The organism is Streptomyces dangxiongensis, from assembly GCF_003675325.1.
GTDB lineage: Bacteria > Actinomycetota > Actinomycetes > Streptomycetales > Streptomycetaceae > Streptomyces > Streptomyces dangxiongensis.
The window spans coordinates 190,441-206,469 of sequence record NZ_CP033073.1; the positions used below are offsets into that span (position 1 = coordinate 190,441).

Below are 16,029 nucleotides of genomic sequence, written 5' to 3' on the forward strand. Positions count from 1 at the left end.
AGCGGTGCCGTGCCGGAGAGGGACGGCAGGGGTGCGGCGTCGATCCGCCGGCGTACGAGTTCGCCGTGGCACAGCAGCAGCGTGGGCACGCCCCTCAGATCGCGTACGGCCAGACGGTGAGCATGTAGGCGCCGTACCAGCAGCCGAACAGCGCGCCGCCGGTCACGGCGATCGCGGCCGTGGTGGTGCGTGCCCGGGCCAGTGCACGGGCGAGAGGGATGAGGAAGAGCACGGCGGGGATCATGAGGCGCAGCTTGGAGTGGTAGAAGCTGGTCTGCCCGAGCGTCAGGACCAGGATGCCGGAGCCGTAGACCAGCAGGGGTGGCCAGGTGTCCCGGCGCCAGGTGACGGCCGTGGCGTCGACGAGGGCCAGCAGGAGGACCGCGGTGCTGACGGGCACCCATCCGTCACCGTGCGCCAGCGTCTCGCCGAGGAAGCGCACGAAGGACCTGCCGCTGTCCCAACGGGTGCCCCACCCGGCCTGCTCGATGCTGAACCAGGCATCCGGCCGCCCGGCCCGGCGACCCACCCACCAGAGGTAGCCGGGCGTGCCCGCGCAGGCGAGAGCGACCGCCACGAGGGGGCGCCAGGCGGGTCTGCGGGTCCTCGCCAAGGACAGGGCGACGGCGACGGCGAGAGCCGCCACCACCGCCACGCCGGCCGGCCGCGTCAGGCCGGCCAGCATGGCCGAGACGCCCGCGGTGAGCCACGCCCGCCGATGGACGGCCAGCAGGGTGCCGGCGGACAGGGCGAGGAACAGTGACTCGCTGTAGGCCATGACGAAGACGAGCGCCATGGGTTGTGCGGCGGCGAGCAGTACGACCGCGATGAGGGCCGTACGCCGTCCGTGGAGGCGGGTCAGCAGCAGGTCGACGGTGATCAGCGCGGCGGCGAAGGCCAGGTTGGCGGTGACGATCGCGGCGTTGCCGTAGTCGAGGCGGGTCACGGTGTGGACGGCGCGGATCAGTAAGGGGAACAGCGGGAAGAACGCGAGATTGTTACCGGTGAGCAAGCCCGTGGACGAGTAGGTGAAACCGTCGGGATAGCCATGTGCGGCGATCTGTGTGTACAGCCGGCCGTCCCAGGCGAGCAGGCGGTCGCGGAGGCCGGGCCCGTCCGGCGGGTTCATGACAGCCAGGACGACGAGGTGCAGGAGCGTGGCCGCGCCGTAGACGGTGAGCGCCGGCCATATCTCGCGCACGGACCGAGGACGACGCACACCGACGCGCTCCTTCTGCCGCGGCTCGTCGAACCACTGCGCCGCGCTCCGGAACGAGCGACGTCTCACCTCACTTCTCACCGCCTCGGGCCGAGGGACGGGCGTGGTCCGATATTGCGCCTGATCTGCGCCTGCGGCGACTTCGATCACCGGCCCGGTGGTCCGGTCGGGGCGGCGGGCGAGGCGTCGGGCCTCATCGGTCGTGCCGGCTCAGCGGGTGTCCGGCCGGTCTGGAGTTGGCGTCCGACCGCGGCGGTACGACCCTGGAAGCATGAACCTCGCCCGAAAGGCGGCCCGATGATGAGCTGGCTGGGGCAGTTGAACCCTCAGGTGGCGCACGTGATCGCGGCTTTCGTGGGCATCGGCCTGATGTGCCTCTACGCGCTGCTGGTGGTGCTGGTCCGCAAGCTCCAGGGGAGGCCCGTCAGCGGACTGCCACCGAGAGACGACCAGCGCGTCGTGGCTGGGTCCACCCGTCCCCCCAATTCGGCCGGTGAGTGATCACCACTGACGGCACCCAGTGCCGGTCAGCGGTGGCGCACGCCGTACCCCCGCGAAGTAATCGGGTGCCCCGGCAGACGGGACGCGTTATCTTCACTGTCATGAACGTCACAGGCCGAAGCATCACCGCGACCGCGCGAGCGACCAGCTCGCCGGTTGCCGCCGTCTGACGTACTTCCCCGTTCCACCGGCGACCGGACACGGTCTGCCGGTGGTTCCTCGGCGTTCTCCGCCCCGGTTCCGACGCCCGTGCGGACGTGTTGTCCGGTGCCTCCCCCGCTGCACACGCGAAGGAGCCACCCCATGAACACCGACCAGATCGTACGCACGTTCCTCGAGTACTTCGAGGACCGCGGCCACCGCCGGATCACCGGTTCGACTCTGCTGCCTCCGCCGGGAGACTCCGTGCTGTTCACCACCTCGGGCATGCACCCGCTCACCCCCTACCTGGAGGGGCGCCCGCATCCCCTCGGCAGGAGGCTGACCAACGTACAGCGGTGTCTGCGCACCACAGACCTCGACGAGGTCGGCGACCGGACCCATCTGACCGTCTTCGAGATGCTCGGAACCTGGTCCCTCGGGGACTACGGAGGCCCGTCGAGCCTCGACTGGGGCTACGGTCTGCTCACCGAGGGCCTCGGAATCGATCCGGGTCTGCTGCATGTCACGGTCTTCGGTGGCGACGACCTGACCGGGCCGGACACCGCCTCCCTGGAGGTGTGGCAGGGACGCGGGGTGCCGGTGGAACTCACCGTCGAGGACAACTGGTGGTCCAACGGACCGACCGGCCCGTGCGGCCCCGACTCGGAGATCTTCCTGTGGACCGGCGACACCCCGCCGGAGTCGACACCCACAGGTGACGAACGCTGGGTCGAGGTATGGAACCACGTGATGATGCGCTACCGACGGCTCGCCGACGGTTCACTCGTGCCACTCCCCCAGCACAACGTCGACACCGGACTCGGCGTGGAACGACTGGCCTCGCTCTTGCAGGGCCGGACGTCGGTGTTCGAGTGCGACGTCTTCGACCCCTGGCGTCGCCTCCTGCCGGCCCTGTGGCAGCTCGACGAAGTGTCGCTGCGGTTGGTCTGTGACCACGTGCGCTCAGCCATTGTGGTGATCGGCGACGGGGTCCGCCCGGCCAGCACCGGCCGCGGCTACGTGCTGCGCCGCCTGCTGCGGCGGGTGCTCACCGTGCTGCGGCGGGACGATCCGTCGCGCGGCCTGGGAGATCTGCCGGACGAGCTGGTGCGGCACACCCTGGACCGCTTCCGCCAGGACGAGGATCCGGACGTCGTGCGCCGGGTGCTGCTGGACGAGGAGCACCGTTTCGGCCGGCTCCTGGAACGTGGCCGGCAGGTACTGGCCCGACCGCGGTTCCGGGGCCCGCTGAGCGAGGAGGACCTCCACCACCTCCACGACACCTACGGCCTGCCGCGTGACCTCGTCCTGAACCTTCGGCCGCAGTGACGGCCCGGCCCCGGCCTCGTCGTCGTCGCCTGAGCCGTCGGCTCCGGGGCATGCAGTGAGCCGACCGGGTCGGCGTCGTACCCGACGGCCTCGACGCCGCCGGCCGGCCGCGGGGTGACGGCCGGCCGGGGTGACACTCGCGCAGCGTGACGCGCGCCGGCGGCCGTGCGTGGCGACGGTGTTCCCCCCAGAGACGAGGAGGTTCCCGGAGACGATGAGTTTTCCCGGACCGGAGAGTCCCTTCACCGTCATCGCCATCGAAGGAGGAACTCGTGCCTCAGCTGCTGAGAGTCCAGAATTTCAATGTGTCGAGCGACGGCATCGGTGCCGGCGCGGACCAGAGCATCGAGCGTCCGTTCGGCCACGTCGATCCCGCAAGGCTGTTCGCCTGGGCCGGCGCCACGGCGAGCTGGCCCATGCGCACCGATCCCGGGGGCAGCCGGGGCCTCGACGACTACTTCACCCGAGACTACGCACGCAACATCGGTGCCGAGATCATGGGGCGCAACAAGTTCGGGCCCCAGCGCGGGCCCTGGCGCGACGACGAGTGGCGTGGCTGGTGGGGGGACGAACCCCCCTTCCACACCCCGGTGTTCGTCATGACCCACCACGAGCGCCCTTCGCTCACGCTCTCCGACACCACGTTCCACTTCGTCGCCGGCGACCCGGCCGCGGTCCTCCAGCGGGCGCGGGAGGCGGCACAGGGCAAGGACGTCCGGCTGGGCGGCGGGGTCACCACCATCCGGCAGTTCCTCGACGCCGGCCTCGTCGACACCATGCACGTGGCGGTCTCACCGATGAAACTCGGCTCCGGACTACGACTGTGGGAGTCACCTGATGAACTGCTCGACCGGTTCCACCTGGACGTCGTTCCCAGCCCGAGCGGCGTGACGCACCACCTGTTCTGGAGGAAGTGACCAGGCGTCAGATCGGCCCGGACGCTCCGACGAGGCGGACGGAAAGGGGCTGCGGGCCGCGGGCCGACTGTGCAACGATCCCGGCAGGAACCGGGAGAACCGAGTGATCTGGTGGGCGGATGGGCACGATGCACGCGGACGAGGTGGAGACCGACGCCGGTCTGGTCCGGAGGCTGCTGCGTGCTCAGTTCCCCCGGTGGGCCGACCTGCCGGTCTCCCGGCTCGCCTCGGGAGGCACGGTCAACGCGATCTACCGGCTCGGCGAGGACCTGACCGTCCGGCTGCCGTTGCGTCCCGGTGGCGCCGAGGCCATCGTGCTGGAGGCACGTCTGCTCCCTCGGCTGGCCCCGCTGCTGCCGCTGCCGATCCCGGAGGTGGTGGCGACCGGCGCCCCGGGTGAGGGGTATCCCCTGGCCTGGGCGGTGCACCGGTGGATCGAGGGGCGCACCCCGGTCGAGGGCGACCTGGCCGAGCCCGGACTCGTCGCCCGTGACCTCGCGGAGTTCGCGGTCGCCCTCCGCAAGATCGGTCTTCCCGGCGGTCCGCCCGCGCACCGGGGCGAGCCGCTGACCACCGAGGATCGGGAGACGCGGGCGTCGATCGAGGCGCTGCGCGGCACCGACGAACCGTTTGACGCGGACGAGATGACCGCGGCCTGGGAGGAGGCACTCGCGGCACCACGGTGGACGGGCCCCGCCTGCTGGACACACTCCGACCTGATGCCGAGCAATCTGCTGCTCACCGGCGACCGCGTCTCGGCGGTCATCGACTTCGGCGCCGTGGGCATGGGCGAACCGGCCACCGACCTCATCCCCGCGTGGAACCTGCTGCCCGCCCCGGCGCGGCGGGCGTACCGCCAGGCGGTGGATGTGGACGACGCGACCTGGGCGCGCGGCCGGGGCTGGGCGCTGTCCATGGCGGTCACCCAGTTGTCGTACTACCGGACGACCAATCCGATCATCTCCGCCAACGCCCGGTACGTCATCAGGGAGATCCTCCGCAGCTCCGGGTAGGACAGCACCGCACCGGCGCCGGTGGTCAGCAGCTCCCCGGCGAGGAAGGTGCCGCGGGACGCGACGGCCACCGTCCCGCCGTAACCGGTGATCAGCAGACCCACCGCCGGCACTGACACGCGCAGGCTCTCGGAGATCGGCTCCAGGAGGCCGACCGGCAGATTCTCGGCGGTGTTGAAGGTGAAGGCGGCCAGCATCAGGGCCACGAACACCGCCGCCCTGCGCCACGGAGCCGGTCGCGTCATGTCCGCGCGGACACGTCCCGTCCGCGCCTGCCGAACCTGCTCCGTCGCACCGCCCACAAAAACACCTCACCGGGCCCACCGGCCCCACCGCAACCGAATTCGGGTGGCGCGGCAGTGCCACCGGCGGCGACTGGGCCATCTGGCGCCCCGTTCGGACTCGATCGTGGTCCCGCCCTCGCCGGCCTGGCCGGACGGAGTGGCCAGGCCGGTGCGGGTCCGGTGCCGGGCGGCCGACTCGCGAGGGGTCGGTTGGGCCCTGAGGATGGAGCGACGCGACCATCTATTCCTTGGACGGCAGCATGTCGGTGAGACGACTCAGAGGTTCTGGAGGGGGCCGGCGCCGGATGGCCATGGGGAGTGCCCTCGGCATCCTTCTGCTCGTGGGTGGGCTCGTGGGCTGTGGCGGCGGGAGCGGTCAGGACAGCGGTTCCTCGGCTCAGGCGAGTACTCCCCTCACGCCGAATGCCTCGTCGTTCTCCGGAACACCGCCGTCGGCATTGGCGTCTGCCGCCTCTTCGGCGATCAGCTCTGCCCGTGCCGCCGCCTCTGCCGCGGCGTCGTCGGCCTCGGCTCGGGCCTCCGAGTTCGAGGCATCCGTGGACGCCGAGACCCAGCGCAGGAGCACGACAGCGCAAAAGGCGCTGAAAGATGTCCAGGGCCGAGGAAACGCGCTGTCCGACGTCGCCATGACGGGGATGCCGAAAGCGCAGACCGGCGGAGTACTCGCCGTCCTGGTCAAAATCACCAATACGACGGACAGCGAAGCCTCGTATGCCGTGCAGATCGACTTCAAGAACGCATCCGGCAAGGTGGTCGAGACGCGGTACGTGGGTGCGGAACACCTGAAGCCCGGGGAGAAGAAGCAGCCCATCGCGTTCAGTCATCAGCCACCGGAGCCGAAGCTCACGCCCGTTCTCGCCAAGGCGCAGCGCTACTGACCTCGACCGCACGGGACGGCGGGACGGCGGGGCGGCGGGGCGGCGGGGCGGCGGGGCGGCGGGGCGGCGGGGCGGCGGGGCGGCGGGGCAGGCTGACGCGGTGCGGTGCGCCCGGGCGGGGCGTGGTGAGGCCCGCCCGGCCTACCGCTGGCCGGGCCAGGTGGCCAGCACGTCGCCGGTCTCCTCGTCCGTGAGGGTGACGCGTGCGTCGGGCATGGCACCGTACTCGCCGACCCAGCGCCGGAATTTGTCCCGCGCGGTCTCCTCACGGCCCCACCAGCCGTGCTGCACCGGTCTGCCGGCGGCGAAGAGCCGCAGGTGGTAGCGGCCGGGGTCGGTCATGTGGGGTGGCCCTATGTCCGTTGGCACCATGTCCAGTGGTCCCATGTGCGGGAGCCCCGTGTGCGGCAGCCCCATGTGCAGCGGCCCCACGTCCGGTGGTCCCATGTGCGCGAGCCCCATGTGCGGTGGCGTCCTCGTCGTCGGCCCGACTCGGGGACGCTCGTGCGGTCATGCACTTCTCGGCCGGCGTCCGGTCGTCTTCTTGGCCGTAGCCTTTTTGGCCGCGGTCTTCTTGGCCGCAGGCTGCTTCTTCGCGGCCGCCTTCTTCTTCGGCGTGGGAAGCTCGTGCACGTCGGCCGGCCCCGCCTCCCCGGTGCGGGACGCCTTGGCCTTCTGTACCGACTCCTGCAACGCCGCCATCAGGTCGAGTACCTGGGCCGGCTGCTCCGGCGCCGGTGCTTCCGGCAGCGGTTTCTCCTCGCGCTTGGCCTCGATGATCCGCGCGACGGCCTCGGTGTACCGGTCCTGGAACTCCTCCCCTTCGAGTTTGTCGACGGTCATGGTGTCCATGAGGGCGAGCGCGCCCTCGATCTCGGCCTCGGACACCTCCACCGGCGGCGGCAGCAGCTCGCTGGGCTCGCGGATCTCGTCGGGCCAGCGCATGGCGTGCAGGACCAGGACGTCGTCGCGTACCCGCAGCAGTCCGAGCCGTTCCCTGCCGGACCAGGCGTACTTCGCCACGGCCACCTTGGCCGAACGGCTGAGCGCCTTCACGAGCAGTTTGTACGGCTTGGCCGCGACCTGGCCGGCCGGCTGGAGGTAGTAGCCCTCAGCGATCCGGATCGGATCCACCGAGTCCAGCGGCACGAACGCGTCGATCTCGATCGCCTTCGCGGTCGGCAGCGGCAGATTGCTCAGGTCCTCGTCCGTGATGGGGATGACCATGGTCTTGGTCAGCTCGTACCCCTTGCCGATCTCCTCCTGGGCGACCTCGCGGTCCTCCAGTTCGCACACCTTGCGGTAGTGGACCCGGCCCTGGTCGGGCAGGTGGTACTGGTGGAACCGGATGCTGTGGTCCTCGGTGGCGCTGACCACGTTGATGGGCACCGTGACCAGACCGAAGGAGATCGCGCCGGACCAGATCGTTCGGGGCATGGCTGTCCTTTCGCGGGCACCCCGAGCACCACCAGGCTATGGACGCCGCGGACGGTTCGCATGCGCAGACAGCGCGGCTCTCCCCCCGGTCACCCACCTGGCCGCCAGCCCACATGACCCCCAGCCCACATGGCCGCCGGACAGTGCCGCCGGACAGCGGACCGGTCGCGGCCACGACTCGTTTCCGGCCGGGGGCTCCCCCGAGCCGGGTACATCGGGGATCATGCGGCATGCGCCCGGATGACTGGCACCTCACCGATGACGTCGACGACTTCCACGCCCGCGCCGGCATCTTCCTGCGCTCGCGCCCCGCACTGCACACCATGCCGCTGACGGTCACCGAGAAGCTGCGCACGAACGGGGCGAGTGGGCACGGCGCCGGGGCCCCGGTGTTCGGCCGGCTGGAGGAGCCAGGGGCGTCGACGCCGTCGGGGAGGTTCCCGCCGTGGACGCCGACTCCTGGGCCGGCTCGCGCTTCGCCGACAGGCGCTTCACGTTCTGGGAGACTCCGGAGGGCACTCCCGTCTCCATGGCTGCCGCGACATCGATGGTGGCCGGCATGGTCCGGGTGGACCCCTGTACACCCCGGCCCACCTCCGGGGCCGCGGCTATGCGGGCGCCGTGACCGCCGAGGTGAGCAGGGCCGCGCTGGCCGCGGGCGCGACGGACGTCGTGCTCTTCGCGGACCCGGCCAACCCCACCAGCAACGCCCTGTACCAGCGCATCGGTTACGTCCCGCTTGCCGGCTGGGCCGTCTACGACTTCTCCTCCGACGCACCAGGGGCCGGTTAGGGAGCCGGCCGGCACAGAACGCGGCACAGGCTCGGCGGGCGGTGCCGGAGCGCAGCTCGCCGAGGTCGAGAAAGGCGGGCGACTCGCCCACCATCCCCATGTACCGCTCGACATCCTCGCCCACCTGGCCGCCACCGTCAGGATCGGACCGGCCCTGCTGCCGCGCCTCGCTGCCGCCACTCCGGCCGAGGTCGAGGAGCTGTCCACGTCGTCCGAACCGGCGGTGCGGATGCTCCTGGCCGCACGGCGCGATCTGCCGGCCGACACCGACCCTGCCCCACAGAGTGACCTCGAGGAAGTCCCCGTAGCCGACGGTTGCCGCCGTTTCGATCGACGACCGCAGCGCCCTCGGGTACGACGTCGAGTTGGCACCCCGCGCCGCCTCCTCAGCGGCCGGGGCGGCCCAGGAGGCGCAGAGCATCACCAGGATTCAGGGCGAGGGCCGGGAGCGAGTGCTTGTCGATCACGCCAGGCGAACGAAGCCGTCACGCTGGCGTCGGCCGACGGCACCCGGGCGTGCCGTCCCACCCCGGTGCGGGGCCCGCGACCGGCGTTAGAGTCGTGGCTGGGCATTGTCACCGAGGAGGGGGCCCCGAGGATGAACGGGACAGTGACGGCGGTCAGCAGCAACGGCGAGTACTCGTTCACCAAGCCGAACCGGGACAGCATCACGCTGCTCGCCGGGCTCGGGGTGGAGGGCGACGTACATGCCGGCGTGACGGTCAAGCACCGTTCCCGGGTCGCCCAGGACCCCACCCAGCCGAACCTTCGTCAGGTCCACCTCATCCATGAGGAGTTGTTCGCCGAGGTCGGTGCGGAGGGATTCCGGGTGGCACCCGGTGACCTCGGCGAGAACATCACCACCAGCGGCATCGATCTGCTCAGCCTGCCGGTCGGCACGCTGCTGCGCGTCGGCGACGAGGCGGTGCTGGAGGTGACCGGCCTGCGCAACCCGTGCCGGCAGATCGACCGCTTCCAGGACGGACTGCTGAAGCGGGTCGTCGGCCGTGACGAAACCGGGCACGTCGTGCTCAAGGCCGGGATCATGAGCGTCGTGAGGCACGGTGGTGCGGTGCGTCCGGGCGACGCTATCCGCGTGCAGCTTCCCAGCCAGCCGCACCGACGCCTGAAGCGGGTCTGACGCCCCTCCCCCGGCGGGCCGGACACGTGGCCGTCTCCTTGGCGTTGTCCCGCGTCCGACATCGCACGGGTACGCGGGCCGGGGGCGTAACGGGTCCGGTATCGGGCATGATCTTGGTGTTTGACAATAATGGTCCTCAGGCAACAATGGGACCGTGTCGGACCGATACTGCGGAAGGGCGGGGCGTGGCCCCGTCGGACGGACAGGGCTCCGCGTGCCGCCGGCGGGCGGGGACCGCGGTGAGGCCGCCACGGGCGGTTCAGGCGGTCCGGCTGCCGGAGTCCGGGGCGCCGTGGCCCAGTACCTGCGTCGCCGCGGTGGCGCAGAACGCCTCCAGCCCCTCCAGCAGCGCGGTCCGCTTGGCCGCGGGCATGTCCGCCAGCACCTTGCGCAACTCCCTCTCCCTGCGGCCGCGCAGGTCGTCGAGGAACGCGCGGCCCCGGCCGCTGAGATGAAGCCGCACCTCACGCCTGTCCTGTGCACTCACCGCCCGCTCGACGAACCCGGCGGCCACCAGCCGGTCGCACAGGCGGCTGGTGGACGGCGGGGTGGACGCGAGGGACTCGGCGAGGGTGCGCAGGTTGATGCCGTCGTGGTGTTCGAGGATGTGCAGCACGCGGAGCTGGGACGCGGACGTGGGCGCGGTGGAGGCGCGGCCCCACACGACTTCCAGCAGCTCGACGGCCGTTGTGGTCACACGCGCGACCTCTTCGGGCTCTGGACGGCGGCGGAAGGCAGTCACGGTCACACTCTCGCAGGCACTGGGGCGCCTGTCAGCGTACTAGGCACATGCGCTGGCTACAGATGTTCCAGGGCGACCGGCGCAGTCCCTTCACAAAGCTTGGACCGGTCCTCCGCGGCCCGGCTGTGGAGGCTGCGGTACGGCGTCGTCGAACACGTCGGTTCCGAGGGCCAGTTGCCGCTGGATATGGTCGAGGGGACCGACTACGTGGTGCGGGAGGTCGAGCCCGGGGACCGGCCGCTGGACGATGCCGTGACCGTCTGCCCGGACCGGCACGGGAGGCCGGCCGGCAGGTGACCGGTGTGACCGGTGTGACCGCGCGGTTGCGCCGATCGCGTGTTGTTCCCCTCCTGGCCTCGCGCTAATGTTTGCCATAAAGCAATAATTGTCTGATGGCTCGTCGTTCGGCCGGCCGCAGAAGCCCACAGCAGGGAGACGATGCAGGTGGCGGAGCACGACGCGGCCTCCGAGGTGCCGCAGCGGCTGGGCGGCTTCCTGGAACGGCGCCGCGAGCAGATCGCCCAGCGGTGGGCGGACGCCACCCTGTTCCGTACCGTCTTCATCGTCTCCCGGGGCGAGGCGGTCGAGGCGTGCGAGGCTGTGGTCGACGCCCTGGCCGAGGTGGCCCGGACCGGACGGCTGGAGGACATCGAGGCCACCGGCTTCGCCGCGGTGCGCGAGCAGCTCGGCCGGATGTCCGCCTCCCGGGCCCGGGCCGGGTCCAGCCCGTCGCAGATCGCGGGTGAGGTCGCCGGCCTGCGCGAGCCGGTGATCGCCTTGCTGGACGCCGAGTTCGCGGACCCCGGCGACGAGCAGGCGCACGCGTGCAGGCTCGCGCTGACGGTCCTGATGGGCACGCTCCGCCTGGTGGTCATGGAGACGGCGGTGAGCGCGGGCGAGGAACTGATCGCCCGGCAGCGCCATCAACTGCTGGAGGTGGCCACTCCGGTCATCCGGCTGTGGGACGGCGTCGTCGCCGTACCGCTGATCGGCACCCTGGACAGCGCCCGCAGTCAGACCGTGATGGAGAGCCTGCTGGAGGCGATCGTGGACCAGCGGGCCCGGTTCGCCATCCTCGACATCACCGGGGTGCCGACCGTCGACTCGCTCGTGGCCCAGCACCTGATGAAGACCGTCGCCGCGGCCCGTCTGATGGGCGCGGAGTGCATCGTCTCGGGTATACGTCCCGCCATCGCGCAGACCATCGTCCAGCTCGGCATCGACCTCGGGTCGATCATCACGCGGGCCGGCCTCGCCGACGCGCTGGCGTACGCGCTGGGCCGGCAGGGCATCGTCGTCTCTCCGGCCCCGGCCGCGGGAGCGATCCCGCGGTGACCCGCTCGCCCGCCACCCGTCCGGTGCCGGTACTGGCGCTGGGAGATGTCCTGCTGGTCACGCTGCAAGGAGAGCTGCGCGACGAGGCGGCCGAACAACTGCGGTACGACATCGTCCGTCGCATCGGGGCCGGCCCGTCGCCGGTGGGCGGTGTCGTGATCGACGTCTCCGGTGTGGAGACGGTCGACTCCTTCCTCGGCCGCGTCCTGGCCGAGATCGCCGGGAGCGCGCGCCTGCTGGCCACGCGGACCGTCCTGTCCGGCATGCGCCCGGCCGTGGCCATCACCCTGGTCGAGCTGGGGCTCATGCTGCCCGGCCTGGTCACGGCCCTGGACGTGGAAAGTGCCCTGTCGCTGCTGAAGGACACGCCCTCGCAGACGCTCCCCGGTCATCCGGCTCACCCGGCTTTTACGGAAGAGGGTGCGTGATGCATGATCCCCTCTCCCCGACCACGCGCCTGCCCATCGATTCGGACGCGGATCTCTCGCGGGTGCGCCAGCGGGTGCGCCAGGCCGCTGCCGACCTCGGTTTCCGGCTGGTTCCGCAGACGAAGCTGGTGACCGCGGCCAGCGAACTGGCCCGGAACACCCTCGTCCACGGGGGTGGCGGACACATGGAGATGACGTTGCTCGGGGACGGTGCCCGTCGCGGGCTGCGGTTGTCCTTCGTCGACACCGGCCCCGGGATCCCGGACGTCGAACGGGCCATGACCGACGGCTACTCCACCGGTGGCGGCCTGGGTCTCGGCCTGGGCGGGGCCCGGCGGCTCGTCCGGGAGTTCGCCCTCGACACCCGCCCCGGCCGGGGCACCACCGTCACCATCACCGACTGGGCCACCGGCCTGCCCTCGCCCCGCACGGGTGCGTCATGAGCGGGGTCCGGCACATTCCGGTCCGGGGCGGCACCAGGGTGCGGGACGTCCGCGTCGCCCCGGAGCACGCCTGCGCCCGCACCGGGCGGGACGCGCGTTCCAGGGCGGCCGCGGTGCCGGTCGCCACCGGGCCGGCGTCCGGCCTCGTCGAGCACGCGAGCGGCGGTCACCTCGTCATCCGCACGGCCGGCCGGTCCGGCATCCTCGCGGAGAACGCCCCGTGCGTGGGGATCGCCCCGCCCGACCGTGGCATGGACGCGCCGGTGGCACTACGCGTCCCGCGGGACGCCGGCAGCGCCGTGCACCCATACGACGACGCCAGCAGTGTGGCCGTACTGACCCCTGACCCACCGGACGGACGTCCATGACCGCAACCCCCGATGTCTGGAAGATCGCGTCCGTCGGTGATGCGGCCCGGGCTCGCGCAGCCGTCGACCGCGTCGCCACGGCCGGCGGCGCGCCGGCGCTGGACCGCGCCCGCTTGCTGACGTCCCTGACGGCACGGCTGCGCCGCTGCCTCGACCAGGGCGGCACGTGGGAACTCCGGCTCCACGCCCGGCCGACCGCGGCCGCCGGGGAAGGCCGGCTCGAGGTCTCCCTGCGGCCGGCCGACTCACCGGTGCCGGACCCGGACGTCGAATCCGCCCTCGCCTGCGCCCTGCCGCACCGGCCCGCCCCGGACGGCCCGGCCGTCGACAGGACGCTGCCCGAGGCCCTGCTGCGCGCCGACGAGAACACCGCGGCCGTACTGGAGGTCCTGGACGAACAGGAACGCCTCGTCCGGCTGCACCTGGAGGAGTTGCACCAGACCAACCAGGGCGTCCTGGCGCTGCACTCCGACCTGGAGGCCGCGGTACTGGCCCAGCGCGAACTCCTCGAAGCCGAGCGGACCGCGCGCGCCGAGGCGGAGCGGGCCCGGCGGTTGCTGACGTTCCTCGGGGACGCCAGCGCCGCCATCACGGCGTCGCTCAGCCATACGGCCATCCTCCGGCGCCTGTCCGGCATGCTGGTCCCGGAGTACGCGGAACACCTCGACGTGTGGCTCTTCGACGAGGAGGACGCGGAGCAGCAGGAGTACGGAGCGGACGCGCAGCACCTTCGGGAGCGGCCGGCCGTCGCGGTGGCCGCCGCCCGCACCGGCCGTCCCCAGCACGCCGCCGCCCACGCCGGGAAGCTGCCCGGCACCGACGACCTCCCGTCCTCCGCGCCGCCCCCGCGGCGCCCGGTACTGGCCATCCCCCTGGTGGCGCACCGTCAACTGGGCGTCCTCACCCTCACCGCGCCCGGGCCGCGCTTCGACGCGGACACCACCGTGATGCTGGTCGAACTCGCCCGCCGGGTCGGTGTCGCCCTGGACAACGCCCGCCGCTACGAGCAGTACCGCGACACCGCCGAGACCCTGCAGCACGCCCAGCTCACCGATCTGCCCACCGTGCCCGGTCTGCTCCTGGCCGCGCGTTACCTCCCCGCCACCCGGGGCCTGAACATCGGCGGCGACTGGTACGACGCCTTCCTCCAGCCCGACGGCAGTCTGCTGGCCGTCATCGGCGACGTCACCGGGCACGGTCTGCACGCCGCCGTGGTCATGGGCCAGCTGCGTACCGCGCTGCGCGCGTACGCCGTCGAGAACGACAGCCCGGGCGACATCCTCACGCACCTGCACCGCATGCTGCGGCACCTGCAACCGGAGCTGTACGCCACCGCCATGATCGCCCGTTTCCGGCCGGGCGAGCCGGGGGTGGTCTGGGCTTCGGCCGGTCACCCGCCCGCCGTGGTGCGCGACGCCGACGGCACCGTACGCGTGCTGAACGCGAAGCCCGGTGTGATGCTGGGCATCCCCGTGCCCTACGCGTACGCGGACCAACGGGCGGACCTGCCCGCCGGTTCGTCCCTGGTGCTGTACACCGACGGTCTGGTCGAGCGCCGGGCGCAGGGCATCGACCCGGGCATCGAGCGTCTGGGCCGGGCACTGGGCACGCTGACCACCGCGGAACTGGGACAGCACCTGGACGCCGCGGCCGACGCCCTGCTCAAGCCCCTGCTGCACGACTCCGAACGCGACGACGACGTCTGCGTGCTGATGTGCCACACCATGACGCCGGCCGGAGGGGAACCGCGGTGGGAGGGGGACGGGGGCCCGTCTCCCACCCGGCGTCCTGGAGGTGGGTCTCCTCGGGGTAGCGTGGAGGACACGAGGCGAGAGGGTGGATGCCGTGAAAGCTTCTGAACCGCTCCCGTCGGCGGAGGCGCTTCTGCGCGCGGCCGCGCCCCACGCGCTGGTCGCCACCTCCCGCCGCATCCTCGCCGAGGGTGTCGGAGCGCAGGAGGTCACCCTCCTTCTCGCCGACTACGGCCTGACGGTTCTGCAGCCGGTGTCCCACCTGCCGCACACCGGTACCCCGGTATCGGCCCACGACGGCCCCGCGGGCAGCGCCTTCCTCACCCAGAACCCGGTGATCGAGGTCCTCCAGGAGCCGGCCGGCCATCTGGTGCATCTGCCCATCACGGTGCGCGGCGACCGTCTGGGCGTGTTGTCCGTACGCCTGCCGGCGGGGGCCGCGGGCCCGGACACGGTGCTCCAGCTCGGTCGCTTCGCCACGGCGCTGGGCCATGAGGTCACCACCGCCGGCCGCGACACGGACCTCTACCTCCAGGCCCGCCGCACCCGCCGTCTCACCCTCGCCGCGGAGATGCAGTGGCAGCTTCTGCCCGGCCGCGGCTGTGCCCGCGACGAGTACGTCATCGGCGCCCACCTGGAACCCGCCTACACGATCGGCGGGGACAACTTCGACTGGTCCACCGACGCCGACCACCTCGTCCTCACCGTCACCGACGGCATGGGGCAGGGTATCGACGCCTCCTTGCTCACCAGCCTCACCGTGGGCGCCCTGCGCAACGCCCGCCGCGCCGGCATCGGCCTGGCCGACCAGGCGTCCCTCGCCGACCAGGCGGTCTACGCCCAGTACGGCGGCAAGATGTACGCCTCCACCCTGCTGCTGAGGTTCGACCTGACCACCGGCGCGGCGCGCGCGGTGGACGCGGGCTCGCCCCAGCTGTTCCGCGAGCGCGACGGCCACACCGAGCGGATCGAGCTGGAGGCCCAGATGCCGCTGGGGATGTTCGAGGAGACGGTCTACGAGGAGCAGGCCTTCCAGGTCGAGCCCGGCGACCGGCTGCTCGTGGTCAGCAGCGGTGTGCACAGCACCCGTTCCGCGGGCGGTGACCTCTTCGGCGAACAGGCCCTGCGTCTGATCCTCGGCGCCACCCGCTCCGCACCGCCGCACGAGACGGCCCGGGCTGTCGTCGCCGGACTGATCGAGCACCACGGGAGCAGCGAGCTGATGTCGGACGCCGCCGTGGTCTGTCTCGACTGGCACGGCCCCCCGAGCTGACACCGAGGAGCACCGG

At 71.8% G+C, this 16,029-nt stretch carries 17 protein-coding genes and 3 pseudogenes; 14 read left to right on the forward strand and 6 right to left on the reverse strand.

What is annotated here, in order from left to right:
- Nucleotides 1–94: 94 nt before the first annotated feature.
- The gene (locus D9753_RS01235) at nt 95–1,288 is read right to left on the reverse strand and encodes a hypothetical protein (protein WP_240467987.1); all 1,194 of its coding nucleotides are present in this window, start codon (nt 1,286–1,288) and stop codon (nt 95–97) included.
- Between the two features lie 228 nt (nt 1,289–1,516).
- On the opposite strand from D9753_RS01235, the gene D9753_RS36270 reads away from it, so the two are divergent.
- From D9753_RS36270 to D9753_RS01255, 4 genes are all read left to right on the forward strand, one after another.
- Entirely contained in the window at nt 1,517–1,720 is a 204-nt protein-coding gene (locus D9753_RS36270; protein WP_163010580.1) for a hypothetical protein, read from the forward strand.
- A 303-nt stretch (nt 1,721–2,023) separates the two neighbouring features.
- On the forward strand, nt 2,024–3,190 hold the full coding sequence (locus D9753_RS01245; RefSeq protein WP_121785326.1) for an alanine--tRNA ligase-related protein: 1,167 nt from the start codon (nt 2,024–2,026) through the stop codon (nt 3,188–3,190).
- A 272-nt stretch (nt 3,191–3,462) separates the two neighbouring features.
- A complete protein-coding gene (locus tag D9753_RS01250; RefSeq protein ID WP_121785327.1) occupies nt 3,463–4,107 on the forward strand; it encodes a dihydrofolate reductase family protein in 645 nt (214 codons plus the stop codon).
- A gap of 128 nt (nt 4,108–4,235) precedes the next feature.
- On the forward strand, nt 4,236–5,120 hold the full coding sequence (locus tag D9753_RS01255) for an aminoglycoside phosphotransferase family protein (RefSeq protein ID WP_121790819.1): 885 nt from the start codon (nt 4,236–4,238) through the stop codon (nt 5,118–5,120).
- A 56-nt stretch (nt 5,121–5,176) separates the two neighbouring features.
- Here the strand turns inward: D9753_RS01255 and D9753_RS39595 are convergent.
- Nucleotides 5,177–5,365, reverse strand: a pseudogene (locus D9753_RS39595) (MFS transporter); the annotation flags it as partial.
- Between the two features lie 344 nt (nt 5,366–5,709).
- Between D9753_RS39595 and D9753_RS01265 the strand changes: the two are divergent.
- Nucleotides 5,710–6,303 (forward strand): hypothetical protein, encoded by a 594-nt coding sequence (locus D9753_RS01265; RefSeq protein ID WP_240467988.1) that lies wholly within the window; start codon nt 5,710–5,712, stop codon nt 6,301–6,303.
- A gap of 141 nt (nt 6,304–6,444) precedes the next feature.
- On the opposite strand, the gene D9753_RS01270 is transcribed toward D9753_RS01265, so the two are convergent.
- Together D9753_RS01270 and ku are read right to left on the reverse strand one after the other, a co-directional pair.
- Nucleotides 6,445–6,645 carry a hypothetical protein gene (locus D9753_RS01270; protein ID WP_121785329.1) on the reverse strand — a complete coding sequence of 67 codons (201 nt, stop codon included), beginning with the start codon at nt 6,643–6,645 and terminating at the stop codon, nt 6,445–6,447.
- A gap of 168 nt (nt 6,646–6,813) precedes the next feature.
- A complete protein-coding gene (gene ku / locus D9753_RS01280) occupies nt 6,814–7,740 on the reverse strand; it encodes a non-homologous end joining protein Ku (protein WP_121785330.1) in 927 nt (308 codons plus the stop codon).
- Between the two features lie 230 nt (nt 7,741–7,970).
- Between ku and D9753_RS01285 the strand changes: the two are divergent.
- Nucleotides 7,971–8,532, forward strand: a pseudogene (locus D9753_RS01285) (GNAT family N-acetyltransferase).
- A gap of 268 nt (nt 8,533–8,800) precedes the next feature.
- Here D9753_RS01285 and D9753_RS37500 read toward each other — a convergent pair.
- Nucleotides 8,801–8,959: pseudogene (locus D9753_RS37500) on the reverse strand (voltage-gated potassium channel); the annotation flags it as partial.
- 171 nt (nt 8,960–9,130) lie between these two features.
- Between D9753_RS37500 and D9753_RS01295 the strand changes: the two are divergent.
- Nucleotides 9,131–9,673, forward strand: coding sequence for an MOSC domain-containing protein (locus D9753_RS01295; RefSeq protein ID WP_121785331.1), 543 nt, complete (start codon nt 9,131–9,133; stop codon nt 9,671–9,673).
- A 259-nt stretch (nt 9,674–9,932) separates the two neighbouring features.
- Here D9753_RS01295 and D9753_RS01300 read toward each other — a convergent pair whose 3' ends face one another.
- Nucleotides 9,933–10,370 carry a MarR family winged helix-turn-helix transcriptional regulator gene (locus D9753_RS01300; RefSeq protein ID WP_121785332.1) on the reverse strand — a complete coding sequence of 146 codons (438 nt, stop codon included), beginning with the start codon at nt 10,368–10,370 and terminating at the stop codon, nt 9,933–9,935.
- A gap of 144 nt (nt 10,371–10,514) precedes the next feature.
- Here D9753_RS01300 and D9753_RS01305 point away from each other — a divergent pair, with 144 nt between their 5' ends.
- The 7 genes from D9753_RS01305 (at nt 10,515) to D9753_RS01335 (ending at nt 16,013) form a co-directional block, all read left to right on the forward strand.
- Nucleotides 10,515–10,712 carry a hypothetical protein gene (locus D9753_RS01305; RefSeq protein ID WP_121785333.1) on the forward strand — a complete coding sequence of 66 codons (198 nt, stop codon included), beginning with the start codon at nt 10,515–10,517 and terminating at the stop codon, nt 10,710–10,712.
- Nucleotides 10,713–10,853: 141 nt separating this feature from the next.
- Nucleotides 10,854–11,750 carry an STAS domain-containing protein gene (locus D9753_RS01310; RefSeq protein ID WP_121785334.1) on the forward strand — a complete coding sequence of 299 codons (897 nt, stop codon included), beginning with the start codon at nt 10,854–10,856 and terminating at the stop codon, nt 11,748–11,750.
- Nucleotides 11,747–12,178 (forward strand): STAS domain-containing protein, encoded by a 432-nt coding sequence (locus D9753_RS01315; protein ID WP_121785335.1) that lies wholly within the window; start codon nt 11,747–11,749, stop codon nt 12,176–12,178. Before D9753_RS01310 ends, D9753_RS01315 begins: the two co-directional genes overlap by 4 nt.
- Entirely contained in the window at nt 12,178–12,621 is a 444-nt protein-coding gene (locus tag D9753_RS01320) for an anti-sigma regulatory factor (RefSeq protein WP_121785336.1), read from the forward strand. Before D9753_RS01315 ends, D9753_RS01320 begins: the two co-directional genes overlap by 1 nt.
- Nucleotides 12,618–12,989 carry a hypothetical protein gene (locus D9753_RS01325; RefSeq protein WP_121785337.1) on the forward strand — a complete coding sequence of 124 codons (372 nt, stop codon included), beginning with the start codon at nt 12,618–12,620 and terminating at the stop codon, nt 12,987–12,989. The genes D9753_RS01320 and D9753_RS01325 overlap by 4 nt, the downstream gene beginning before the upstream one ends.
- A complete protein-coding gene (locus D9753_RS01330) occupies nt 12,986–14,848 on the forward strand; it encodes a PP2C family protein-serine/threonine phosphatase (RefSeq protein WP_121785338.1) in 1,863 nt (620 codons plus the stop codon). Before D9753_RS01325 ends, D9753_RS01330 begins: the two co-directional genes overlap by 4 nt.
- Nucleotides 14,826–16,013 carry a PP2C family protein-serine/threonine phosphatase gene (locus D9753_RS01335; RefSeq protein WP_121785339.1) on the forward strand — a complete coding sequence of 396 codons (1,188 nt, stop codon included), beginning with the start codon at nt 14,826–14,828 and terminating at the stop codon, nt 16,011–16,013. Before D9753_RS01330 ends, D9753_RS01335 begins: the two co-directional genes overlap by 23 nt.
- Nucleotides 16,014–16,029: the final 16 nt, after the last annotated feature.

Bases quoted from the DNA above. Each gene is read 5' to 3' on its own strand.
- D9753_RS36270 (WP_163010580.1), top strand. From the start codon at position 1,517: ATGATGAGCTGGCTGGGGCAGTTGAACCCTCAGGTGGCGCACGTGATC.
- D9753_RS01245 (WP_121785326.1), top strand. From the start codon at position 2,024: ATGAACACCGACCAGATCGTACGCACGTTCCTCGAGTACTTCGAGGAC.
- D9753_RS01255 (WP_121790819.1), top strand. From the start codon at position 4,236: ATGCACGCGGACGAGGTGGAGACCGACGCCGGTCTGGTCCGGAGGCTG.
- D9753_RS01265 (WP_240467988.1), top strand. From the start codon at position 5,710: ATGGCCATGGGGAGTGCCCTCGGCATCCTTCTGCTCGTGGGTGGGCTC.
- D9753_RS01270 (WP_121785329.1), bottom strand. From the start codon at position 6,645: ATGACCGACCCCGGCCGCTACCACCTGCGGCTCTTCGCCGCCGGCAGA.
- ku (WP_121785330.1), bottom strand. From the start codon at position 7,740: ATGCCCCGAACGATCTGGTCCGGCGCGATCTCCTTCGGTCTGGTCACG.
- D9753_RS01295 (WP_121785331.1), top strand. From the start codon at position 9,131: ATGAACGGGACAGTGACGGCGGTCAGCAGCAACGGCGAGTACTCGTTC.
- D9753_RS01310 (WP_121785334.1), top strand. From the start codon at position 10,854: ATGCAGGTGGCGGAGCACGACGCGGCCTCCGAGGTGCCGCAGCGGCTG.
- D9753_RS01320 (WP_121785336.1), top strand. From the start codon at position 12,178: ATGCATGATCCCCTCTCCCCGACCACGCGCCTGCCCATCGATTCGGAC.
- D9753_RS01325 (WP_121785337.1), top strand. From the start codon at position 12,618: ATGAGCGGGGTCCGGCACATTCCGGTCCGGGGCGGCACCAGGGTGCGG.
- D9753_RS01330 (WP_121785338.1), top strand. From the start codon at position 12,986: ATGACCGCAACCCCCGATGTCTGGAAGATCGCGTCCGTCGGTGATGCG.